This window comes from Thalassospira sp. CH_XMU1448-2 (genome assembly GCF_037027285.1).
GTDB lineage: Bacteria > Pseudomonadota > Alphaproteobacteria > Rhodospirillales > Thalassospiraceae > Thalassospira > Thalassospira profundimaris_C.
On sequence record NZ_JAYMEA010000001.1, the window covers coordinates 490,926 to 512,495 of the forward strand.

Annotated in this window: 22 protein-coding genes and 1 tRNA gene; 11 read left to right on the top strand and 12 right to left on the bottom strand. The window is 53.9% G+C overall.

The window, feature by feature from the left end:
• Positions 1 to 16: 16 nt before the first annotated feature.
• The 4 genes from WA318_RS02325 (at position 17) to WA318_RS02340 (ending at position 3,695) form a co-directional block, all read left to right on the top strand.
• Positions 17 to 985 carry an alpha/beta hydrolase gene (locus WA318_RS02325; RefSeq protein ID WP_336079822.1) on the top strand — a complete coding sequence of 323 codons (969 nt, stop codon included), beginning with the start codon at positions 17 to 19 and terminating at the stop codon, positions 983 to 985.
• 131 nt (positions 986 to 1,116) lie between these two features.
• Positions 1,117 to 2,853 carry an adenylate/guanylate cyclase domain-containing protein gene (locus tag WA318_RS02330; protein WP_336079824.1) on the top strand — a complete coding sequence of 579 codons (1,737 nt, stop codon included), beginning with the start codon at positions 1,117 to 1,119 and terminating at the stop codon, positions 2,851 to 2,853.
• Positions 2,854 to 3,004: 151 nt separating this feature from the next.
• Positions 3,005 to 3,081 (top strand) — tRNA-Arg (locus WA318_RS02335).
• Positions 3,082 to 3,218: 137 nt separating this feature from the next.
• Positions 3,219 to 3,695 carry a hypothetical protein gene (locus WA318_RS02340; protein WP_336079826.1) on the top strand — a complete coding sequence of 159 codons (477 nt, stop codon included), beginning with the start codon at positions 3,219 to 3,221 and terminating at the stop codon, positions 3,693 to 3,695.
• A gap of 137 nt (positions 3,696 to 3,832) precedes the next feature.
• Here the strand turns inward: WA318_RS02340 and WA318_RS02345 are convergent, their stop codons facing one another.
• The gene (locus WA318_RS02345) at positions 3,833 to 4,720 is read right to left on the bottom strand and encodes a hypothetical protein (protein ID WP_336079828.1); all 888 of its coding nucleotides are present in this window, start codon (positions 4,718 to 4,720) and stop codon (positions 3,833 to 3,835) included.
• A 54-nt stretch (positions 4,721 to 4,774) separates the two neighbouring features.
• Here WA318_RS02345 and WA318_RS02350 point away from each other — a divergent pair, with 54 nt between their 5' ends.
• Positions 4,775 to 5,422, top strand: a complete 648-nt coding sequence (locus WA318_RS02350; protein ID WP_336079830.1) for a 5'-methylthioadenosine/S-adenosylhomocysteine nucleosidase — start codon at positions 4,775 to 4,777, stop codon at positions 5,420 to 5,422.
• A gap of 35 nt (positions 5,423 to 5,457) precedes the next feature.
• Here WA318_RS02350 and WA318_RS02355 read toward each other — a convergent pair whose 3' ends face one another.
• The 5 genes from WA318_RS02355 to WA318_RS02375 all read right to left on the bottom strand — a co-directional run bounded on the left by WA318_RS02355 (position 5,458) and on the right by WA318_RS02375 (position 10,994).
• Positions 5,458 to 7,125, bottom strand: coding sequence for a thiamine pyrophosphate-binding protein (locus tag WA318_RS02355; protein WP_336079832.1), 1,668 nt, complete (start codon positions 7,123 to 7,125; stop codon positions 5,458 to 5,460).
• 228 nt (positions 7,126 to 7,353) lie between these two features.
• Entirely contained in the window at positions 7,354 to 7,908 is a 555-nt protein-coding gene (locus WA318_RS02360) for a polysaccharide biosynthesis/export family protein (protein ID WP_336079834.1), read from the bottom strand.
• Complete coding sequence (locus tag WA318_RS02365; RefSeq protein WP_336080436.1) at positions 7,909 to 9,105, bottom strand: outer membrane beta-barrel protein; 1,197 nt, start codon at positions 9,103 to 9,105, stop codon at positions 7,909 to 7,911.
• A gap of 68 nt (positions 9,106 to 9,173) precedes the next feature.
• Positions 9,174 to 9,893 carry a sugar transferase gene (locus WA318_RS02370; RefSeq protein WP_336079836.1) on the bottom strand — a complete coding sequence of 240 codons (720 nt, stop codon included), beginning with the start codon at positions 9,891 to 9,893 and terminating at the stop codon, positions 9,174 to 9,176.
• A 132-nt stretch (positions 9,894 to 10,025) separates the two neighbouring features.
• Positions 10,026 to 10,994, bottom strand: a complete 969-nt coding sequence (locus tag WA318_RS02375; RefSeq protein WP_336079838.1) for a DNA-binding response regulator — start codon at positions 10,992 to 10,994, stop codon at positions 10,026 to 10,028.
• A gap of 154 nt (positions 10,995 to 11,148) precedes the next feature.
• Between WA318_RS02375 and WA318_RS02380 the strand changes: the two genes are divergently transcribed.
• The 3 genes from WA318_RS02380 (at position 11,149) to WA318_RS02390 (ending at position 14,408) form a co-directional block, all read left to right on the top strand.
• Positions 11,149 to 12,327, top strand: coding sequence for an EAL domain-containing response regulator (locus WA318_RS02380; protein ID WP_181850135.1), 1,179 nt, complete (start codon positions 11,149 to 11,151; stop codon positions 12,325 to 12,327).
• A gap of 91 nt (positions 12,328 to 12,418) precedes the next feature.
• A complete protein-coding gene (locus tag WA318_RS02385; RefSeq protein ID WP_114096873.1) occupies positions 12,419 to 12,901 on the top strand; it encodes a molybdopterin-dependent oxidoreductase in 483 nt (160 codons plus the stop codon).
• A 31-nt stretch (positions 12,902 to 12,932) separates the two neighbouring features.
• Entirely contained in the window at positions 12,933 to 14,408 is a 1,476-nt protein-coding gene (locus WA318_RS02390) for a sensor histidine kinase (RefSeq protein ID WP_114096489.1), read from the top strand.
• Positions 14,409 to 14,483: 75 nt separating this feature from the next.
• Here the strand turns inward: WA318_RS02390 and WA318_RS02395 are convergent, their stop codons facing one another.
• The 4 genes from WA318_RS02395 to WA318_RS02410 all read right to left on the bottom strand — a co-directional run bounded on the left by WA318_RS02395 (position 14,484) and on the right by WA318_RS02410 (position 17,571).
• Positions 14,484 to 15,710 carry a response regulator gene (locus tag WA318_RS02395; protein ID WP_114096490.1) on the bottom strand — a complete coding sequence of 409 codons (1,227 nt, stop codon included), beginning with the start codon at positions 15,708 to 15,710 and terminating at the stop codon, positions 14,484 to 14,486.
• A 17-nt stretch (positions 15,711 to 15,727) separates the two neighbouring features.
• Positions 15,728 to 16,201: a response regulator gene (locus WA318_RS02400; protein ID WP_114096491.1), complete on the bottom strand. Its 474-nt coding sequence runs from the start codon at positions 16,199 to 16,201 to the stop codon at positions 15,728 to 15,730.
• A 157-nt stretch (positions 16,202 to 16,358) separates the two neighbouring features.
• Positions 16,359 to 16,829, bottom strand: coding sequence for a DoxX family protein (locus WA318_RS02405; protein WP_114096492.1), 471 nt, complete (start codon positions 16,827 to 16,829; stop codon positions 16,359 to 16,361).
• Between the two features lie 40 nt (positions 16,830 to 16,869).
• Positions 16,870 to 17,571, bottom strand: a complete 702-nt coding sequence (locus WA318_RS02410) for a pirin family protein (protein WP_114096874.1) — start codon at positions 17,569 to 17,571, stop codon at positions 16,870 to 16,872.
• Positions 17,572 to 17,736: 165 nt separating this feature from the next.
• On the opposite strand from WA318_RS02410, the gene WA318_RS02415 reads away from it, so the two are divergent.
• Positions 17,737 to 18,648 (top strand): LysR family transcriptional regulator, encoded by a 912-nt coding sequence (locus WA318_RS02415; protein WP_336079846.1) that lies wholly within the window; start codon positions 17,737 to 17,739, stop codon positions 18,646 to 18,648.
• 111 nt (positions 18,649 to 18,759) lie between these two features.
• On the top strand, positions 18,760 to 19,560 hold the full coding sequence (locus WA318_RS02420) for a sirohydrochlorin chelatase (protein WP_336079848.1): 801 nt from the start codon (positions 18,760 to 18,762) through the stop codon (positions 19,558 to 19,560).
• An 11-nt stretch (positions 19,561 to 19,571) separates the two neighbouring features.
• Here the strand turns inward: WA318_RS02420 and WA318_RS02425 are convergent, their stop codons facing one another.
• Both WA318_RS02425 and WA318_RS02430 read right to left on the bottom strand, forming a co-directional pair.
• Positions 19,572 to 20,504 carry a LysR family transcriptional regulator gene (locus WA318_RS02425; protein ID WP_114096495.1) on the bottom strand — a complete coding sequence of 311 codons (933 nt, stop codon included), beginning with the start codon at positions 20,502 to 20,504 and terminating at the stop codon, positions 19,572 to 19,574.
• A 92-nt stretch (positions 20,505 to 20,596) separates the two neighbouring features.
• Positions 20,597 to 20,773 carry a hypothetical protein gene (locus WA318_RS02430; protein ID WP_181850136.1) on the bottom strand — a complete coding sequence of 59 codons (177 nt, stop codon included), beginning with the start codon at positions 20,771 to 20,773 and terminating at the stop codon, positions 20,597 to 20,599.
• A gap of 299 nt (positions 20,774 to 21,072) precedes the next feature.
• Between WA318_RS02430 and WA318_RS02435 the strand changes: the two genes are divergently transcribed.
• A complete protein-coding gene (locus WA318_RS02435; RefSeq protein WP_336079850.1) occupies positions 21,073 to 21,522 on the top strand; it encodes a PaaI family thioesterase in 450 nt (149 codons plus the stop codon).
• The last annotated feature ends 48 nt before the right edge of the window (positions 21,523 to 21,570 follow it).

The window sequence follows — 21,570 nt, forward strand, 5'->3', positions numbered from 1 at the left end:
GTTGGTGTTCCCCTTGATGATCCGATCGCTTTGGCGCTTCTGTGCTACCTGTCTTTTGATGACGGGTCTGACGGCCTGTGCGCCGACGATCAAACCTGCGGGTCCGCCGGTTGCGACGACTGCGCTGGGGCCAGATGTTTTTCGCACCAGTGACGGTACCGGGCTTGCCCTGCAACATTGGGGTGATATCGAGCATCCCGATGCGGTGATCCTTGCCCTGCACGGGATGGGGGATTACGCCAATGCCTTTATGGAGCTGGGCGATGCCATCGGCCCGGCGGGGATTGCGGTTTATGCCTTTGACCAGCGCGGTTTCGGGCGCAGTCCGTCGCGTCCGTTCTGGGCGGGGATCAGTACCATGGTCAATGATGCCAGCGATGCCCTGGGGCTTTTGCGGGCAAAATATCCGCAAACGCCGATCTATCTTCTGGGGAATTCGATGGGCGGTGCGGTTGCCATTGTGACCGCGGCCAGTCGCGGGCATCTGATGGATGGTTTGATCCTTGTGGCGCCCGCAGTCTGGAACCGTGACATGATGCCCTGGTATCAGACCGCCCCGCTTGCCATCATTTCGCACAGCCTGCCCTGGTTACCCCTGACCGGGAGGGGGCTTGATATCTGGCCATCTGACAATATCGAGATGCTTCGCCGTTTGTCGCGCGATCCTTATATGATGTCCGCGGTTCGGGTTGATCTGATTGCCGGTATTGCCGACCTGATGGATCTGGCGCGCAGGCGGGCACGCGACATCAGGGTTCCGACCCTGTTGCTGTCAGGCAAGCAGGATCAGGTCATTCCGCCTGACGCGGTCGCGGCCCTTGATCGTGATTTATCCCAGACACAATTGGTGTCCTATCACCGTTGCCTGTATGATGCGGGATATCACATGTTGCTGCGTGATCTGAACGGGCCGGTGGTGATCGGGGATATCCGCCGCTGGGTTGCACGCACTTCCGCAGAAAATTATTCCTGCACGCAATCATGATTGCTTTTTGACCGTTGATCGGTGATCAGGTAGCATTTTTAATCGGTTGCGGGGCATTTCGCGGGTTGTCTAAACGCGTTGGAACCCCGATATGCCAGCAATAAACGGATTTTCGGAGGATCAGGACCGGCATGCTAAGGACCATTCGGGCAAAGTTCCTGGGTGTCGCGGCCTTTTTTGTCGTGTGGCTTTTTGTGGCGACCGGTTTCTCGGTGATCCAGTCCCTTGGCATTAATGGCGATCTTGAAGCGGTGTCGCGCTATGTCACACCGGTCAAGGATGCGCTTTCCGATGTTCGCGTCCGTCAGCTTGAACAGATTTCGCTTCTGGATCGCTATATGCGCGTGGTCGAAAATGACGGACCGCATGCGCCGCTTCTCAATGGTATCGAGATCGAGATTGCGGCCAAGCAAGCCCAGATCGAGCAGGCCTTCCGCAAGACCTTTACCTTTGCTGCCCTTGGCCGGGCGCAGGCATCAAGCCATTTTGAAAACGGGGTCTTGCTTGATCTTGATGTGCGGATGCGTGAGTTCGCCGATGTTTCCGCGCAGTTTTCACTGGGTATGGAACGGTTGCTCAGCCGGGTGGGGGATGGCGACCTTATGGATGCCCAGCGGCAGGAAAATATCGTCCGTGGCCTTCATCGCAATATCGTCCTTGATCTGCGCAACGAGATCTTGCGCCTTGAAAAATATGCCGCTGATACGGTCGAAAGTGTTTCGCGCAGCGAGGATTTCCTGATTCAGGCCGAATTCATCATGATGCTGGGCGCGGTGATTATCGGTGTGTCGCTGGCCTATTATATGGCTCATGCGGTGGTGGTGGCCGTCCGCAAAACCACCAATGCGCTTAACGATATTCAGTCGGGCAAGCTCGATACCAGCCTTGATTTCAAGGGCAAGGGGGATTTCGCCCGTCTTGCCGATGCCTTTAACCGCATGTCGCGCGAATTGCGGGTGCGGTTCCGGATGCGCGAACGGTTTGGCAAATATGTTGATCCCAAGGTGATCAACAATCTGATCAATCAGGAAACCGCGCTTGAAAACTCCGAAAAGCGTGTAATGACCGTCAGTGTCGTCAATCTGACCGGGTTTGACTGGCTGGCCGAACATACGCCGCCAGAAAAACTGGTCGATTTCCTGAATGACTATCTGACCGCAATGACCGAACCGATTTCAAACCATAGCGGCATCATCGACAATTTCGTCGGTGACCGGGTGATCGGTTTTTGGGGCCCGCCGTTTTGCGGGGAGAATGCCCATGCCCGTCATGCCTGTCAGGCCGCCCTTGAACAGGTTGCGCGCTTTAACGCGCTCAAGACCAAATATGCCGATCTGATTGGTGATCATGGTCTTGATATCCGGATCGGGATTGCGACCGGCGAGGTGGTTGTGGGATCGATCGGTACGGATAAATCACGGGCCTATACGGTGGTTGGCGATTGTGTGAACTATGCCAACCGTCTGGAAAAGGCCAACCGGGTTTATGGCACACGCATTCTGGCATCCCATGAAACCGCCAATATGGCCGCGGGCGAGATTGAAATGCGCGATCTTGATCACGTGGTGCTTCTGGGCACGGAACATGTGGTTTACCTCTACGAGGTTCTTGCCCCTGGCGGTCAGCTTTCCGACGAACGGCGCGACTGGCGGTCCAAATATGAAACCGCGATGACCCATTACCGCGAAGGGGCGTTTGACCAGGCCAAACCGCTTTACGAGGCGGTTCTGGAATTTGATGACAGCGACTTTGCCGCCCAGCTGATGATGAACCGGATGGAACGCCTGCAACGCCGCGAACAGGACCGTGAATGGAACGGCACCTGGATCGTGCGCGACCCCTATGACCGGCGTGATGTTGAAAGCTGATTGCGCTGTTCTGGCGGCAAGGTTACCTTAACCCGATACGGTGATACTGACATGATCGGACAGGGTTCAAAAACCCTTGCCCGTTCGGGCCAAAACCTGTATCACCCATCGCACTCGGGCCACTTGATCCAGTCGTGGCCCCCTATATTGCGCACCCGTAGCTCAGCTGGATAGAGCGTTGCCCTCCGAAGGCAAAGGCCACAGGTTCGAATCCTGTCGGGTGCGCCATTCTTCCCCGCCAAATATAACCGATTTTCAAAAAGTTGCTTTATCGGCCGGTTCCGCTCAGATAGGAATCAATGTGATGAGTTTGCCCTGTGCCGGACCAACTGGAAAAGGGTGGTTTGATGTTTGGGGGCATGACAATGAAGAAGCTGTTTTTCGTTTTCACCACTCATCCTGTCTCGCTGGCGATCTGGACCATTCTGGTCATGGCGATGGTTGTGATGACCGGCTGGGCACATTTCGCAACCCTGTCTTTTGCATTTGAAGTCGGCATTTTCGATGCGGATGTGACACTTGAAGAAGACGTTGCGGTTATTCTGGTTGCGTTCGGGGTCTTCCTCGAAATGCGAGAAATGCTCACAAAACGTGGTTACGGCGCAGAAGTGGCTGAAAAGCAGCACATTCTGAACGAACTTTCCGAGCGTTACGGGGCCTATCTGCTCATCATCGGCTTGCTCATGGAAATCAACGATCAGTGCTTCGAGCCGCTTCTTGAAAATACCGGGTTTGCAGCAATTGGCGTATTGACCATGGCCTTCTTTGACGGGCTTGCGCTTGTTCTGGGCCTTGGGTTCCTGGCCAAGCTGTTTGCGCCTAATCGATCTGTGGCGGCCTGACCTGATTTGTTTCGTCTGATGGTCGTCGAACGATTTGAGGCTGCGGAGATATAGGGCTCCGAATATCTGTACCTTAAGCAGTGTCCTCTTTTGGCAGTGGTAACAGGTTCGAAAACTGTCAGATCTGTTATTTTATCCTAGGAAACAAATTCTAGTATTCGGCGTGTTTCAGAGAGTTGGGATTTAACGGATATCTTCTCTATGTATTTGAATGTGTTACGTTCTGTTTCCCAAGCTAAACATCCTTGTACGTTGCTGATCAATTCATGTGAGTGATTAGCGTATAAGGCTCGGAGCGTCTCCAAAAGTACATCGACTAGTGTTAGGCACAAGGCTAACGAAATCGCTCTGTGCTCAACTGATGCGTTCAGTATTGCACCTCTACCCTCTTCAATGCCTATGAAATGGTTATGAATACTGCGACCCCAATGGGTGAATTGGGATAAGTAGCCGTAGATCCGTCCTGCATTTGGGTAAATTTTTTTCAATGATCCAACACAATGCTGAGCTTTCAACTTGTCGATGATTTTTTGGTCATCTTCATTAAATGCCATATAAGCCCAACTGACCATTTCAAGCGCTTGGCGCAAAAGGGGTACTACTTCTAGGAGCAAACCTCTGTTGGCCAATAGCCGGGCACTTCTGATGATGTTCGGGATTCTGTATAGCGAAATCTCCGCACCAATCCGACCGTAAGAGGGCTCTTCAAGGCTCTGAAGGTATTGTATTCCGGACATCAATGCGTCGTGAGCATCGTCGATGAAAACACTTACTTCGTCGCCGAGGAAGAGCTCCTGATCTTCAAATATGTCTTCAGGGACATAGCGTTTTTTAGCCGCATCGACTGATTGAACCCCAAGAAGCACAGAAGAGATTGCAGCCAAAACTCTTCGCTTTAATTCGGGAGAGCTCGATCTCTGCATCCCTACTGTCAGACCGGCGGATTCTCCAATAACGAAATCTAGATCGACCGCAGTGTGGATTCGGAAGTTTGCTAGCAAATCTTCTTTCGAAACACTCATCATGGCCCTACTTTAGTGGCTGGAATAGAAACTTGAGCATCTAGGGTATCAAATACTATGCGCGGATATCTCCACAATCTTGCAGGCCATAACGTGCTGTTTTGTATGGCGGCACCGGCGGAGTATGGGGATTACCTCAAAGCGCGGTTTACACCATTGATGATCGGGGTTGGACCGGTGGAGGCTGCGATCAATCTGACCGCGGCACTGACCGAACTGAAACTTTCCGATGATTTGCCAGATCTTGTGGTCACACTGGGGTCTGCCGGGTCGCGGACCCTGGAGCAGGCCGAGGTTTATCAGGCGATTTCCGTATCTTACCGCGATATGGATGCGTCTGTGTTGGGGTTTGAGAAGGGTTGCACGCCGTTTGTGGATTTGCCCGCCGAGATCAGCATGGAATTGCGCATTCCGGGCATCCCCGAAGCCCGTTTGTCGACCGGGGCCAATGTGGTGTCGGGGGCGGCCTATGACGTAATTGATGCCGATATGGTCGATATGGAAAGCTTTGCCATTCTGCGGGCCTGCCACAAATTTGATGTGCCGCTGATCGGGCTTCGTGGCATTTCAGATGGCAAGGAAGAGCTTAAGAAGCTTTCAGACTGGACGGCCTATCTGCATGTGATTGATGAAAAGCTTGCCGTCGCCGTTGATGCGCTGAAAGCTGGCCTTGAAAGCGGCGAGATCTGCATTTCCAAACGCTGATCCCGCCCAAAATTCTCAGAACTCGGTTACGCGACTCAGCTGCCTGCCCGGATCTGATCAAGGGTCTTGATCGGGGTTAAGGCCTGTGGGTCGACCTGGACTTCGATGATCGCGGGTTTGCCACTGGCAACCGCACGATCAAAGGCCGGGCCGAAATCCTCGGTCCGCATGACGGTTTCGCCATGGCCGCCAAACGCCACCGCATAGGCCGCAAAATCGGGGTTATGGAGTTCGGTGCCCGACACGCGACCGGGATAGTTGCGTTCCTGATGCATGCGAATGGTGCCGAACATACCGTTATTGACGACGATGGTGATGATGTTTGCGCCATATTGAACGGCGGTGGCGAATTCCTGTCCATGCATCAAAAAGCACCCGTCACCGGCAAGGCAGACCACCGGACGATCGGGATGGGCAAGCTTGGCCGACACCGATGCCGGAAGGCCATAGCCCATAGATCCCGACGTCGGGGCCAGTTCGGTGCGATATTCCCGATAGCGGAAGAAACGATGCAGGAAGGCGGCATAATTTCCTGCCCCGTTGGTGACAATGGCATTGTCAGGAAGTTTGTCGCGCAATTGGGCCACCACATGGGCCATCTTTACATCACCCGGCGTATCAAGCGGGGTGGAAAAGGCGATATAGGCGGCATGGGCAGTTTCAATCATCTCGTCACGCGCACTGCCATCAACCGGTTCCATCATGGCAATGGCGCGCAGGAAGGATCGCTGTGACGCGTTGATCGCGACATCCGGGCGATAAACCCGGCCCAGTTCATCGGGCCCGGCATAGACATGAACCAGCTTCTGCTTCGGGCAGGGGATATCAAGCAGGCTATAGCCGCTGCTCGTCATTTCCCCCATGCGCGAGCCGACCAAAATCACCAGATCACTGTCACGGATGAACTCGGCAAGCCTGGGATTGATCCCGATGCCGACATCGCCGACAAAGTGGCTGTGCGTGTTGGGGATATAGTCCTGACAGCGGAAGGATGTCGCGATGGCAACATTGTTTCGAAGTGCAAATGATTTAAGGTTTTCCGTCGCTTCCCGGGTCCAGCCGCCGCCACCAACGATCATGATCGGTTGCTTGGCCCTGGACAGTGCATCGCGGAAGCGTGCGACATCTTCGGGGGCTGTTTTGGCCTCGATCGGGACATAGGGTTTGGCGTCTGCTACCTCGGAGCTTGAGGACAGCATGTCTTCTGGCAGGGCCAGAACCACCGGGCCGGGGCGACCCGATGTCGCGATGTGATAGGCGTGGCTGATATATTCCGGGATGCGGTTGATATCATCAATCTGCCCGACCCATTTGGCGAGCGGTTCGAACATCTTGCGATAGTCGACTTCCTGAAATGCTTCGCGATCCACCATGTCGCGCCCGATCTGCCCGACCAGAAGGATCATCGGTGTGCTGTCCTGATGGGCGACATGCACGCCAGCCGATGCATTGGTGGCACCGGGGCCGCGCGTGACCATGCAGATGCCGGGCTTTCCGGTCAGTTTGCCATAGGCTTCGGCCATGATGGCGGCACCGCCTTCCTGACGGCAAATGATCGGATCAATCGCGGGATGGTCAACCAGACCATCAAGGACGGCAAGATAGCTTTCACCTGGCACCAGAAAGACGCGTTCCGCGCCGTGCAGGGCCAATTGATCAACCAGAATACGACCGCCGTGGCGCATTTCTGTTTTCCCGGACATGTCTGAAGAACTCCGTATGGTGGGGCAAAATACGTGATTTGCGTTATTCATTTTTGGCGCGGTGGATGCGGAAATTCGATTTCATCATGAATTCGGGGCCAAGGTAAAGATGCCAAGTTGACAAACAGTCACAAAATTCGACGTATTGTTTATTCATTCTAAAAAGTGACGGATTTACTGCGATCCAAGCAGTATGATCTTCTGTATAATTGGAAAATAGCAGTATTTTCAGAAATACCGTTCGGCGACGCGGACAATATCGCCGGGCATGACGATGGTTGCCAGATTGGCCGGGATGGAAACACGGGCGGTATCATTGCCGCGCAGGATTTCGATATCGTCTTCATCCCCGCGATAGGTCATGCCACCCCCGATGGCGATGGCATTGAGAACATTCATGCCCGGCACGTAATCATATGATCCGGGTTGATTGACCTCGCCGACGATGAAGAACGGGCGAAAGGCAATGACTTCGACCGTAACATCGGGATGGCGCAAATATCCGTCCTGATAGGCATCGTGAATAAGGGCGCGCGTTTGATCGGCGGTCTGACCACGGACAACAACCGGCCCGATCAGTGCCAGGTTCAACCGTCCTTGCGCATCAATTGTGAAGTCACCCGAAAGATCGGGCTCCCCGAACACCGTGATGCGCAGTGTATCGCCACTATCAAGGGCATAGAGGGTCTGTGCAATTGCATGAGCCGTCATCGCAAACATCCCCGAAAGGATGGTCAGCATGATGATGATTGATGTGATGGTGCGGTTGAGGCTGGTGGACATTTACATCTCCAACTTCAGGCTGATCAGGCTTTGCAAACGGCGGTAATCTTCGCCGCTGCTATTGGATTGGCGGATATCGTGATCAATTGCACCGCTGATTCTGGCAAAACGGTTGAGGTGATAATCCGCATTCAGGCCGAATGTCGCGATGCGGTCCTGACGGGTGACTTGCTGGAAATCTTCATCGCTATAGGTGGCATTCAAACCGATCTGAAGATTGCGGCGCAGTTCATGGGATATCCCGATCCCGAAATCAAAGGCCAGAATACCGCTGGCACCGGTGACCGTGGTTTCCCGAACGGTTCGGGCAGCATTCAGGGTCAGGTGGCTCAGACGTGTCACTGACCAGTCGATATCAGCGCGCAATGTATAGTCGTTGATATTGCCAAAGGACGGATCGACATAGCTTTGGCTCATCCAGCCTGCGGCCAGATCGGCCCTGATCAGGTCGGTCAGATCAAACCGCATACCGCCAAGCATTTGAAATCCGGCCGAGTCACGATTAAGGCCGCTATCATCGGGTGTTCTGTCATATTGCCGTTGATTAAGCGTCATCTCGCCATAGGCTTCGCGCCCAAGATCAAGAGGCAAAAGCGCACGGATGGTTTCACGGGTTTCAAGGCGATTGCGATCATCATTGCGGATCAGGGTTCCGTTGATTGCCGTGCTGTCATCAAATTCAACCCGCCGGAGGGACAGGCGCGACTCATATCGCCAGCCCCTGGTGACATGCCGTCCGCCGATATGGGCACGCACATCGCGATAGATCACCGGTTCCCGTGCGGCGGTTGAGACATCGTTGCTGCCGCGCGGGTCATGACGACGTTGCCAGTCAATCGCCCCGTCAAGCGATGACGTGCCAAGATCAAGGCTTCCGGCAGCCTTCAGGTCTGCATCCTGATAATTGTCGTCATCAGAGCTGGCAAAAAAGCCAAGTTCCCCACCCATGGCGAGATGCATCTGAAAAAACGGCCAGTCACCGCTAAGTGCCAGTCTTGGGGCAAGGGTGGTGATCACATCGGATTGCCGGTTGGATTCGGTCAGAAAGATATTGTCGTCATATTGCGCACGGCTGGTGATTTCCGGTGTCAGAACGAAGCGGCCGAGCCGGATGTGGCGCTGATCTTCGGGGACTGTGTGACGGTTTGCGGTGCTGTCTGTTGATTGCGCCTGTGCTGGCGGGCTGCCCCAGAACATGGCGCCCACGCAGATCACCATAAATGCCAAACGGCAAGGTCTGAAGTCTGTGTTGGCGCAGTGTGGCATCAGGCAAACCGCCGGTCATGTTGCAAATCATGTTGCAGATCAGGCGATTGGTCGGATGCACCTTCATGGGCGGGATCATTGGGGATCGCACGGTTCTGAAATGGCAACAGGGCAGTTGCCAGCAAAATGGTGCCATCAAGCCGAGCAGACTGGCGAGAAATATAATCAAGATCATGGGCAATCCGGGCGCGTAACTGTTGATGGTCGTTCACAGGACCGCGCCACCCGTTAATTTGCGCCCAGCCGGTGATGCCGGGTTTTGCAGTCAGGCGGCTTTCGTAACCGGGCAGGGTGAACGAAAACAATGCGTGATCGGCAAGGCTGTGCGGACGCGGGCCGACCAGTGACATCTCGCCACGCAGAACATTGAAAAGTTGCGGCAATTCATCAAGCCCGCTGATGCGCAGTCTGGTGGTCAAAAGATCGGCCGATTTGGTGATGATGGGGGAAACCGGACGACAGGTCTGATCACGCAGGGTGCGGAACTTGTAGATCGTAAAGATCGTCGCATTCCTGCCAACCCGATGCTGGGTAAAGATCGGGCGGTTAAAGCCAAGCATGCGCAGGGCAGCAGCAATCATGATCATGACAGGTGCCAAAGCCAGAAGGACGACCGTCGCAACGATGATATCGAAAGCGCGTTTCAGAACGGAATGACAGTTGGAATTCGGGCGGAGACAAACCGATATATCATCAGCTTTGTGTCTGTCCCTGACCAACCGTGATGCCCCCACACCTGTATGGTTTCCTCAAGCAATATAACTCAGGGTAGATGAGTCTTGGGCATTTTCAAGTAAATATGTAATGGTCCTTGATCGATAGGATATTGTTTCTATTGATTTTCCGAAAGGTTAGCGCAGGGACGGGATTGAAGACAGGACCGTCTTCATCAGTTGCGGCTGGCGATTGACGCCGGTCTTGGAAAAGATGGTCTTAAGATATGTTCGGGCCGAACTGTGCGATATCCCGACAAGTTCGGCGGCCTGATCAAGGGCGAGTCCCTCGGCCAGTTTCTGGGTCAGTTTGGCTTCTGACCGGGTCAGTCCGAATAAATCCATCAGATCATCAATCGCAGGCGGTTTCTGTTTTGCCGGATCGACCAGAATAACCATGAAGGTTGCTGTGCCAGCGGTCTTTTTGGGGATGCGTCGCACCAGAACCGAAAGCTTTTCCCCGTCGCGCTCAACCGAATAGCTTTGATGGTCACGCGGGGCCATGTTTGATGGCGGGTTCAGGAAACCGGCAAGTCCGTCGGGCACCGGTTCAATGATCAGGCGCCCCTGACTGCTTGACCGCACAAGCGATGACCCGCGCATCAGTTCAGCCGCTTGGGCATTCATATGCAGGATCGAAAGCGTGTCATCAATAGCAACCACGCCCAGTTCAAACAGATCAAGAAAGTCGGTCGGCAGGGTTTCTTCAACATGGCCCTGACGGGCTGCGATCTCGCCTTCCAATCCCTCGAGAATGGTCTGAAGGTTGGTTGGTTTTGGATAGAACCGAAAGACGCCGAGCTCATTGACCGCGAGCAGTGCTGATTGCAGATCGGCATATCCCGTCAGCATCACGATGATCAGATCACTGCGCAGTGTGCGCAATTCGGCGGCCAGTTCCAGCCCCGACATGCCGGGCATGTGAATATCAAGGATAACGACACCAATAGCCGGATCAGCAGAAATGGCATCGCGCGCGATGAAGGGATCATTGAAATAGACCGCATCCCAGCCGGGTCGCAAGCGCGCAAAGTTGCGCCGATGAGATGACAGAAGGTTTTCGTCATCGTCAACAAAGGCAATCCGCACCGGCGGTTTTTCAGTCATTAAAAAGTGCCCTCCACAAATGGGGATATTGGACAAAGCCAGTCTGACACTATTCTGTGATCCTTCAAAGCCCCGGCTTGTAAACAAGCTGCAAATTTGCTGGAGGGCCCAACAAGATATCCTAGATTTCAGAGCATACCGGAGTTGTCCATTTATGGATGTGGTCAGTAAAAAACGTCCCGTCATTTTGATGGTTGATGATGATGAAAAGCTGTTGTCAGCGGTGCGTCGCACCCTTTCGACCAGCTTTGAATTCGTCACCTATTCAGATGGGCAGGAAGCATTGGACTGGTTGTCGCAGAATCGCGACCGGACCGACCTGATTATTGCTGATCTGGTGATGCCTACTCTCGACGGGATTTCCTTCCTGAAACAGGCCGCGCGCATGGCGCCGATGGTCAGTCGCATGTTGCTGTCTGGCAATGTTTCAAGCATTTCACTGCGCGAGGCGATCAATCAGGCAATGGTGACGCGCGTTCTTGCCAAACCGGTTTCGGTTGCTGTTCTGAAAGACGCTATTGACCGCGTGATCATGACCAGCAAGCCGGTTCCCAAGCCGCGCAAAGGTGTCACCCCCATGATGGTCAATGCCGCCATTGACCGCTCTGATTTCTATACCGTTCTGCAACCGCGTTTCCGTGCCAGTGACCTTGGTCTGTGCGGGGTGGAAGTTCTGTGCCGGATTCCGTCGCTGGAAAAAGAGTTCGGCATTGATGAAATTTTCGAAGCCTGCCGCGATCATCCGGTGATCAACCGTCTGACAAGCCAGTTGATGGCGATCATGATCGATCAGGCCCCGCGCTATCGCGACCTTCTGGGGGAAAGCTGCAATCTGGCTGTCAACCTTTCGGCCTATTCGCTCAAGACGCCGGAATTTCTCGATCTGGTTATCCGTTTCTATGAAAAAATGCGGATGCGTGGCGTTGTTGTGACCTATGAGGTCCCCGAATATCAGGTGGCGCCCGATGACCATGATCTTCTGGCAAGTGCAGCGCGTCTGCGCGAACGGGGGATTGCGCTTCTGATTGATGATTTCGGTTCGGGGAACAATTCGCTGGAACTGTTGCGTCACGAAATCTTTGCCGGGATCAAGCTTGATCGTGATCTGGTGGCCGGAATGATGACTGATTTCCTTGACGATGCCTTTGTCGAATGGATCGCACAGGTCTGTTCGAAAATGGGGCTTTCGATTTCTGCCAAGGGGATCGAGAACGACAAGGTCGCTCAAAAACTGCAAATCTATGGCATTACCGAAATGCAGGGCTTCCATCTGGGCAGCCCGGTGCCACTTGATGTCTGGGAAGCCAGAACAAAGACGCAGATAAGTGCCTAGGGGTGATTGACTGATTGCATAAAATCACCCGTTAGTTATTGTTAAATCAACATGCTGGGGCCACTTTTGAAGCATGTAAGGGAGCATGGATATGAAACAAATGCGCTATGTGAAGTTGGTTGCACTTGTGGTCACGATGGTTGGCTTTTTTGCGATGCCGGCCTTTGCCGGTGGCACTCTGACAGTGACAAAACCCGACGGCGAGGTGGTCAGGATTTCCATGGACAAGCTCATGGAAATGCCGGCAAGCGAGTTTTACACATCGACCCCCTGGACCAACGGTGTCCAGAAGTTCAAGGGCGTATCGTTCAAGCTGCTGCTTGATACCTACGGGCTTGATGCCGAACTGGTGCGTGTTGCAGCCCTGAATGATTACAGCGTCATCGTGCCGACCAATGTGTTGCGCAGTGACGAGGCCATTCTGGCCTATCACCTTAATGACGCCGAAATGTCCGTCCGGGAAAAGGGTCCGTTCTGGGTCGTGTTTCCCTATGACAAGGATGTCCGCTTCCAGACCGATACCTATTGGTCATATTCCGTCTGGCAGGTGAAGTCGGTTGATGCAAAGAATTAAGGACTTTCTTTCCAACCGGTCAGGCAGGACCATGTTCATCGTACTGGTCCTGTTTGTCGGTCTGTATGCGGTCCTGTCAGCGGCCATTGTCCGACAGCTTGAAGACGAGCGGTTCACCTATCGCGAGAATTTCGTCTGGGCCGTTTTTCAGATCCAGCGCCAGTATTTTCTGATTCAGCGTGATATCGAAGCTGCATTTGGCCGGTCGGGGCTTGATGAGGATGCCTTCGAAGAAATCATGCTTGAATATGAAATTCTGGTCAGTCGCGTTTTCCTTTTACGCGATGGCGAAGGTTTCAAAGTGCTGTTCTCCGTCCCCGAAGTCACCGCTTCCATCAATAGTCTGCAGGACCGGATTGATGAAATTGACCGGGCAATGGCAAATGCCGATGGTTTGAAAACCAAGCTTGAAGAACTTTACCGTTTGCTTGAACCGATGGGTGAACCACTGCAACAGGCCGTGGTGCGAACAACGAATTTTGTATCGGTCTATAATGCCGAAAACATTCGCAGCGTTAAGCGCAATATCGAAATCCTGACCTATCTTTTCTTTGTCGGGGTTGTTGCGATTGCGGTTCTGGGCGGTTTCATGATCCGGCAGCGCCAGCGCGTTTTTGCCGCCGATATCGCAGCCCAGAAAGCCCGCCAGGAACAGGAAGTCATCGAAGAAGCTGCCGACTATTCCAAAATGCATGCATTGGGCACATTGGCAGGCGGTGTCGCACACGAAATCAATACGCCCGCACAATATATCCAGAACAATCTTGAATTCCTGTCGGACAGTTTTTCCGGTCTGGTTGATGCGGTCCGGCGTGGCAAGGCCGATCCGTCGGCAAAGCTTGATTATGATGAAAACAAGATCGAATTTCTGGTACAGGAAGTGCCGCTTGCCATTGATGAAAGCATTCAGGGGCTGGAACGGATTGCCGAAATTGTCAGAGGCATTCGCAAATTCGCCCATCCGGCCAATGATGTGATCGAACTGATTTCCATCACCGAGGAAATTGAAACCGCCATCACATTGACGCGCAACCAGGTTAAACACATTGCCGATCTTGATGTGAACATCCAGTCGGATGTGACCGAGGTTAATGGGCGGCGCAACCATCTGTCTCAGGCGCTGATCAATCTGATTGTCAACGCATCGCAGGCGATTCGGGAAACCGGTCAGCGTAGGGGCAGGATCGAATTGTCTGTGACCTCTGATGCAGACAATGTCTATATCCGTTTGCGCGATAACGGAACGGGTGTTCCCGAAGAATTGCGCGACCGCATCTTTGACTATTTCTTTACGACCAAAGAGCGTGGGGTTGGCACCGGGCAGGGGCTTCCGATTTGCCGCAAGCTGATCCAGGACGATTTCGGCGGCGATCTGACATTGTCCGACGACTATATCGACGGTGCAGAGTTTGTGATCCGGTTGCCCAAGTTCAATCCGTCCTATGTCGGGCATTCCGCACCAAACGATACCCAGGGACCGGGTGATCTGAGCGCGTTGCTGCGCTAGATCACCCACACCTCTTTAATCAGACTGATATCATGAGAGCGACGAGGATCCAGGGGCAGCTACCCTGGATCCTGATTACGACGGGTCGTGAATGCGCGGGATGTGGTTTTCAATGCAGGCCTGTTGCCAGATCGGCCAGATATTCTCGGCACCACAGCGGGATATGAAGGTGCTGGCAAGATCATATTTGCGTGCACGTTTTTCGCCGTCCACGCCTGCGATGCGGGCAAAATGTTGTGCCGCATAGACAATCAGCAATGCCCGTGAGTTCCGGGTTGGTGCGGCTTCCGGGCGGTGGTGGAAAGCAATTTCTTCCACGACTTCATGCGGGAAACCCCAATAGGCACAGATACAGGCCGACACAGCAGGATGGGCAAACCCCATTTCGGCAATTTCGGCGGAAATGATGTCGCATTCATCACGATCGGCCCGCTCACGGCTGGCCTGATAGCCCTCAGGCATGACACGTTCAATGATGATTTCACCGATATGGCATAGCAAGGCAGCGGCACGGACCTGATCGACCGTTTCAAAGGGCAGTTTCTGCAAACGGGCGATATTTGCGGCCATCTGACCAAGAACAAGCGGTCGATGCAGCGCGATATCCATTTCATCTGGATCAAAACTGTCAGGCTGACCAAGCTCGGACCACAGAATGCAAAGTGCCTTGATGGTTTCAATGCCCAGTAGTTTCACAAGCCCGATCAGGTCGGGGAAACTGTCGGGTTCGACAAGTTTCTCGCGACGCGCCAGTTCAAGGCCAAGCGCGGTCAGAACCGGAAAATCACAGGCAAATTCAGTCAGCTCGTCGCGGCTTTTGGGGCCGGTGAATTGCAAGATTGTATGCAGACGCTGAAAGGTTGCAGGCCATACAAGGTCGTCGGGAATCCGGCCCAGAAAGTCAACCAGCAACGGATCACGCAGATATCGCCGCATGATCAGGCCTCGTTCGACCGCATGGATGATGTCGATATCCTTGCATGGTTTGGTCAGGAAATGCTGGGTCGCGGCTGTGCCGTTCTGAATGGCGACTTCATCGGCATAGCCAGAAAGCAAGATGCGCGATGTTTGCGGGAACCGTCGGGAGACAATGCGCAGGAACTCGGCCCCATCCATCGATGGCATGCGCATGTCGGAAATCACCACGTCGGCTTCCTGTTCATCCATACCCGCCAAGGCCTGTTCGGCACTTTCATAAAAACGCAGCGACCAGCTCGGGCGTTGTCCCATCATGCGTCGACGCAATCCGCGCAGAACATTGGGATCATCGTCGACAAATATGATCGAAGCGTTTTCGGGCATGTTGCGTCCGTGGTGAATTATGAAATGGCGGCAGTAAGGCTTGCAGCGTCACAAGGTTTGCACAGGACAAAAGCAGCACCAACCGATTTGGCTTCGCGCACCACATCCTGATCATAAAACCCGGTCAGCATGATCTTGCGGGTCTGATCGGAATTCTTGATGTTGCGGCGCTTGATTTCATAGAGCGTTTCAATGCCCGACATGGTCGGCATCATGTAATCAAGAATGATGACGTCATAGGAGGATTGCTTGCGCGCCATCTGGGTCATCATTTGCAGGGCCGCTTCGCCATTTTCGGCGACATCCACATGGGTTGCCCCGGCACTGCGCAACATCCGGCGAATGGAAAACCGCACCTCGATGCTGTCATCGACGATCAGAAAACGTTTCTGGTCATTGGCTTTGCGATGGGCGTTGTCCCCCTTGCATCGCTGCAGGCCGTCGGCAATTTCGATGTCATTCTGGCTATTGCTTTGTCTGGCGGTGTTCATGAGTGTTGCTGACATGCTCTGTGATGAAGACCAAATGTGTTGATCCTAATCTTTGTCTGTTTCCGAGAATTTCAATATCCCCATATGAGGATCAAAAAGAAAAACGGGCTGCTTTCAAGGCAACCCGTTTGAAGTCTGCAGTTAAGGGAGACGAGGCCTAGAACTCGTAGCCGATCTTGCGATCGATCGAGAATTTGCCACCGCCCTGGATCAGAACGGTCAGGGCCAGCAAGCCCCACATCAGCGGCATTTCAAAACCGCCATTGTTCCAGAAATAGCCGGCTGGCAGGTGGGTCGAAACGGCAACAGCCATAAAGACCAGAACAGCAGCAGCAACCGGACGGGTCAGAAGACCGACTGTCAGCATCAGGCCGCCAACGAATTCAAGAAGGCCGATCAGAAGGGCAAAGACGAAGCCCGGAGCAAAGCCGATGCTTTCAAGCCAGCCAGCCGTTCCTTCAAGGCCGTAGCCACCAAAGGCACCAAACAGTTTCTGTGCGCCGTGCGGAACCATCAGAAGGCCGGTGGTTACACGGATAATCACAGGGGCAAGCGGCTGAAGGGCGGACGTAACATTGCCAATGGCAGGGATGATCGAACGGGGTTTGTCACTGGTAAGCGAGGTCATAATTCTTCTCCTGGGGATGGGGGAGCGCGGTCTTCGCGGCTCAGGCCACCATGTCAAAAACAAGGGCTTCGGCATTGTCGGCATCAGAGAAGACAAGTTCGTCTTCATCCTTGATTGCGGCACCGTCACCGGCATTAAGGGTTTCGCCATTTACTTTAAGACTGCCGCGGGCCACCTGAATCCAGGCGATGCGGCCTTTTTCGATGCTGTGCTGTGCGGTCTCGCCATCGTTAAGGTGCGCAACATACAGATCGACATTCTGGTGAATGGTGATGGAATTCTCACGGCCATCGCGGCTGCCAATCAGGCTCAGACCCGAACCGGTATCGCGCCGTGCGATTTCCTTTTCCTCGTAGCCCGGTTCCAGTCCGGCAGCTTCGGGGATAACCCAGATTTGCAGGAAGTGAACCGGATCGGTTTTGGAGTGGTTATATTCTGAATGACGGATACCGGTACCTGCGGTCATGCGCTGCAGGCGACCCGGACGAATCACCGATCCGTTTCCGATACTGTCCTTGTGTTCAAGGGCACCATCAAGAACATAGGAAATGATTTCCATATCCTTGTGGCCGTGGGTGTCAAAACCGGCACCGGGAATCACACGGTCTTCGTTGATCACCCGAAGCGGTCCCCAACCCATACGATTGGGATCGTAATAGTGACCGAACGAAAAGGTGTGGTTGGAATCAAGCCATCCAAACTGTGCGCGGCCACGGGTGTTTGCATCTACTTTGATAATCATGTCTGCCTCCAACGAGGTTGTTTGCTGTTGGAGACAGATTACCCTTTTCATGAAATGAGACAATTAACGTAATTATGCCCACAGTGTTGCACTATATGCGACAATCTGGCATGTCATTGTGGTGCGCGACCTGTGCCGTAACGACCCCGAACAGAGAGATTATCCATGGATAAACTGGTCAGTCTGCAAAGCTTTGTTCGCGTGGTTGAGCAGGGAAGCTTCGCCGCAGCCGCACGGGCCATCGGGCAATCACGATCACAGGTCAACCGTGCGGTGGTCGCCCTTGAGGATGATCTTGGTGTGCAGTTGCTGAACCGCACAACACGCACCGTATCGGTCACGCCAAGTGGTCGGGCCTTTTATCAGCGCGCCAAAGCCATTCTGACCGATCTGGATGAGGCGGAGGAATCCATTCGCGAAAATCAGGAAAAACCGGCAGGTGATATTCGCATCAATGCGCCGATGTCGTTCGGAACCCTGCATCTTGGTCCTGCACTTGTCGATTTTGCGCGTATGTATCCTGAAATCCGTGTCGAGCTGGCCTTGAACGATCATTTCATTGATCCGGTTGCAGACGGTTTTGATATGACCGTGCGCATCAGTCGGCCGACCGAAACGCTGGCCCTGATTGATCACGAAATCATCCCGATCCGGCGCGTGATTTGTGCATCACCCGATTTTCTGCACAAAAATGGCGAGCCAACAGATATCAGTGACCTCGCGACCTTGCCCTGTTTGCATTACGGCAATCTGCCCGCCGGATCGACCTGGAAACTGACCGGACCAAACGGGCCGGTATCCGTGCAGGTCAATGGTGTGTTTTGCTGTAACAATGCCGAGGTGCTCCGCGATGCGGCGATTGCCGGTTTGGGGCTTGTGGAGTTGCCGACTTTCATCGCCGGGGCGGAGTTGCAGACGGGCCGTCTTGTCACAGTTTTGTGCGACTACACTCCGCCCGAGATTTTCCTGTATCTTCTTTATCCACCCAGCAGACAGCTTTCATCGCGCATCCGTTTGCTCGTGGATTTCATGCATGACCGGTTTGGCGGACAGCCGCACTGGGATCTGGTGCAATAGGTAACACTGCGAAAATTAGGTGGTGTTTGCGATTTTGTAGCAATCCGGAAGCTTGCATCTTGCGTATGGGATACTAGGTTTTCCATAAGGACGCATAGCGGGTTGGACGAGATGTCTGATTTTGAAATGCCAACATTGATGATGGTGTCGCACGGCAATAGCGGCAATGGCGGTGATCCGGCAGGCGATCTTGCCCGATCAGTCGCGCCTGACTGGAATGGTCCGGTGACGCATGGCTATATGCGCAGCCAGCCGTCCCTTCCCGAGCAGCTTGACGGGCTTGTGCAAGCGGGTAATGCCGAACGCCTGATCGTCTTTCCGCTGTTTTTCAGCGAAGGCTATCTGGTGTTTGAAGAATTGCCGCGCGATCTTGATCGTGCCGGGCTTGGCGATGCGGTCATTCTTCCGCCGGCGCTTAATCTGCCGGGATTTGATGATCTGGTCGCTCAAAAAGCCATGTTCGCAATGGCCAGACGTGGTTGGGCATCAGGCGAAACATCTGTGTTTCTGGTGCCCCATGGTCTTAAGACGCTGACAGCAGCCCTGCCTGAAACAGTTCGCTTTGGCGATCAGGTCGGGCGTTTGTGCGGTGGGGCCGAAATCTGTATTGGCAATATCGAAGGCCATCCGTCGCTTGCAGACTGGCGGACGATTGCATCGCGCAAAAAGGCGGTGATTGTCCCGATGCTGGCCGGTGGCGGCACACATGCGCGCCAGGATTTGCCCGAACTGATTAATGCCCGTGCAGGCGAGGAAATTGAAATCCTGCCGCCGGTTGGTCAATGGGCGGAATTGCCTGATCTGGTTCTGGCCGAGGCCAAGCGTCATGTAGCACGATTTGGCGGCCTTGCGGTGCCGCTTGGCCCGACTGGCGGGGATATCTGGGCCGAACGGATGGCCAGATCAGCCTGAGATATCGGGATTTACCCCAGAACCGGCTTGAAACTGGTTTCCGCAGATTTTTTCAGAAGATAGTCACGGAACAGGCGGGCAGCACTGGTCAGTGTCGCATCGCCGTCATGGGCAATCAGCAACTGGCGCTTGGCCCAGTCATCGGCAATCGGGGCACCGGCGATATTCATATGCCCGATATAGCCCGCGACTGAACTTTTGCGCAAAAATCCGATGCCAAGGCCTGCGGCAATCATCTGTCGCAGGGACCCGAAACGCACCACCTTGATATGGGGGTGCATATCAATCTTCATCCTTGAGGCAGCCTCGGAGATCAGGTCATCAATGACCCCGCCTTCATGCAGGGAAATGATGTCGTATTTGGCGGCTTCGGTGAATTTGACCGGTTTCGGATTGGCGGTATCGGGAATAAGGGGATGGCCCTTTGGGGTGACGACCCAGATCGGATCATCGCAAAATACATCATGGGCCAGATCGCCAAGCGGGCTGTTATCGGCCAGAATCGCCAGATCGGCACGGCCTTCACGAACGGCCTCGGCACTTTCGCGCGATGTCAGTTCGCGGACATCAACCGTGATGTGGGGGAAGTCGCGTTCAAAATCGGCCAGAAAGGATGGCAGTCCGGTCAGAATGGCCGAGGTGACAGCCGCAAGATAGATCTTGCCCTTTTCACCGATGTTGAAGTCGCGAAGTTCGTTGGAAAGATGGTTCAGATCGCCCAGAAGCTTTTCACCGTATCGGGCGAAGATCGCGCCTTCTTCGGTCGGTTCGACCCCGCGCGGCAAGCGGCGCAGCAGTTTGACACCCAGCATGGCTTCAAGTTCGCCAATGCGTCGGGATACAGCCGACGTCGCGATATGTTCACGTCTGGCGGCTTCATTGATGCTTCCCGCACGCACGATGGCGACGAAAAGCCGGATGGTTACAATATCAAACTTTTGCATGGAACCGTTGTCGGTGGTTCAGCCCGAAGCGTCAAGAGGCATGATAGGGTGCGGTGATGTGCAGATCGTCGCACCCGCCTCAAACAGGGTAATTAACCTTGAACCTGACGCCATGCCTTGTTCCAGTCCGCAGTCAGTTCTGCGTGGGTTTTGGCATGGGATGCTTTCATGATTACGGCAACCTGAAGGGCCTGCAGGAAGCTGGTGAACCAGCCGGTACGGACTTCACGTTCGATGCTGGTTGCGTCTTTATAAGCAATCGTGGTCATGGCTCTGATCCTTTGCGACATCATCTGTCTTTGCGATGAATTCAGTGATACCAAACGGAGGATGCGCGCACTATTCTCGTTTCACCGCTATCCCGTTCTTGTTTGGAGAACGATGTGGTTAGTGCATTGTAAATGAATACTTATTCAATGTTGCACTGCGCAATGAGATTGCGCAAATCACCTTGCAGCGGCATTTTCAAGACAGGTTTCCACCGATATCACTGCGACTCACCGACAGGTTTTCGCATCACAGGTATATCTGCTATAGCTGGCATAAATTGATCACAGGGTAGTGCCACATGACCGGAATTGACGAAAATCTTGACTTTGAACAGGCCCATGGCAGCGGCTTGCAGGGCCATCTTGGTTATCGGCTGGTGGAATGGGCGGAAAACCACGCAGTGATCGAGCTTGAGCTGCAAGACCACCATCTTAACCGCGCCGGTATTCTTCATGGGGGTGTTTTGATGACCCTGCTTGATACCGCTTCTGGCTATTCTGTCTGCTTCTGTTCGGTGCCGGGCAATGTCCGCAAGACGCTGACATTGTCGCTGACCACCAATTTCCTTGGCATGGCAAAGAAGGGTGTGGTGCGCGTGGTCGCGACCAGACAGGGCGGCGGACGCAAGATCGTCTTTACCGAGGCCAAGGCCTATAACGCTGATGGCGAAGTGATCGGAACAGCAACCGGGACCTTCAAATATCACCGTGGCAGCGAGGGCATCGAAGGCGTTCCGCGCGATAGCTGATTTTGTGACCGGCTGGCCAAGCCCCCGGACTGATCGTTGGGTTTAATC

Coding starts and splice junctions, on each gene's coding strand:
- WA318_RS02350 (WP_336079830.1), top strand. CDS start 4,775: ATGCGCGGATATCTCCACAATCTTGCAGGCCATAACGTGCTGTTTTGT.
- WA318_RS02390 (WP_114096489.1), top strand. CDS start 12,933: ATGTTCATCGTACTGGTCCTGTTTGTCGGTCTGTATGCGGTCCTGTCA.
- WA318_RS02345 (WP_336079828.1), bottom strand. CDS start 4,720: ATGATGAGTGTTTCGAAAGAAGATTTGCTAGCAAACTTCCGAATCCAC.
- WA318_RS02415 (WP_336079846.1), top strand. CDS start 17,737: ATGGATAAACTGGTCAGTCTGCAAAGCTTTGTTCGCGTGGTTGAGCAG.
- WA318_RS02395 (WP_114096490.1), bottom strand. CDS start 15,710: ATGCCCGAAAACGCTTCGATCATATTTGTCGACGATGATCCCAATGTT.
- WA318_RS02365 (WP_336080436.1), bottom strand. CDS start 9,105: ATGTTCTGGGGCAGCCCGCCAGCACAGGCGCAATCAACAGACAGCACC.
- WA318_RS02330 (WP_336079824.1), top strand. CDS start 1,117: ATGCTAAGGACCATTCGGGCAAAGTTCCTGGGTGTCGCGGCCTTTTTT.
- WA318_RS02380 (WP_181850135.1), top strand. CDS start 11,149: ATGGATGTGGTCAGTAAAAAACGTCCCGTCATTTTGATGGTTGATGAT.
- WA318_RS02375 (WP_336079838.1), bottom strand. CDS start 10,994: ATGACTGAAAAACCGCCGGTGCGGATTGCCTTTGTTGACGATGACGAA.
- WA318_RS02385 (WP_114096873.1), top strand. CDS start 12,419: ATGAAACAAATGCGCTATGTGAAGTTGGTTGCACTTGTGGTCACGATG.
- WA318_RS02360 (WP_336079834.1), bottom strand. CDS start 7,908: ATGTCCACCAGCCTCAACCGCACCATCACATCAATCATCATCATGCTG.
- WA318_RS02340 (WP_336079826.1), top strand. CDS start 3,219: ATGAAGAAGCTGTTTTTCGTTTTCACCACTCATCCTGTCTCGCTGGCG.
- WA318_RS02405 (WP_114096492.1), bottom strand. CDS start 16,829: ATGACCTCGCTTACCAGTGACAAACCCCGTTCGATCATCCCTGCCATT.
- WA318_RS02355 (WP_336079832.1), bottom strand. CDS start 7,125: ATGTCCGGGAAAACAGAAATGCGCCACGGCGGTCGTATTCTGGTTGAT.
- WA318_RS02410 (WP_114096874.1), bottom strand. CDS start 17,571: ATGATTATCAAAGTAGATGCAAACACCCGTGGCCGCGCACAGTTTGGA.
- WA318_RS02420 (WP_336079848.1), top strand. CDS start 18,760: ATGTCTGATTTTGAAATGCCAACATTGATGATGGTGTCGCACGGCAAT.
- WA318_RS02325 (WP_336079822.1), top strand. CDS start 17: ATGATCCGATCGCTTTGGCGCTTCTGTGCTACCTGTCTTTTGATGACG.
- WA318_RS02430 (WP_181850136.1), bottom strand. CDS start 20,773: ATGACCACGATTGCTTATAAAGACGCAACCAGCATCGAACGTGAAGTC.
- WA318_RS02400 (WP_114096491.1), bottom strand. CDS start 16,201: ATGAACACCGCCAGACAAAGCAATAGCCAGAATGACATCGAAATTGCC.
- WA318_RS02425 (WP_114096495.1), bottom strand. CDS start 20,504: ATGCAAAAGTTTGATATTGTAACCATCCGGCTTTTCGTCGCCATCGTG.
- WA318_RS02435 (WP_336079850.1), top strand. CDS start 21,073: ATGACCGGAATTGACGAAAATCTTGACTTTGAACAGGCCCATGGCAGC.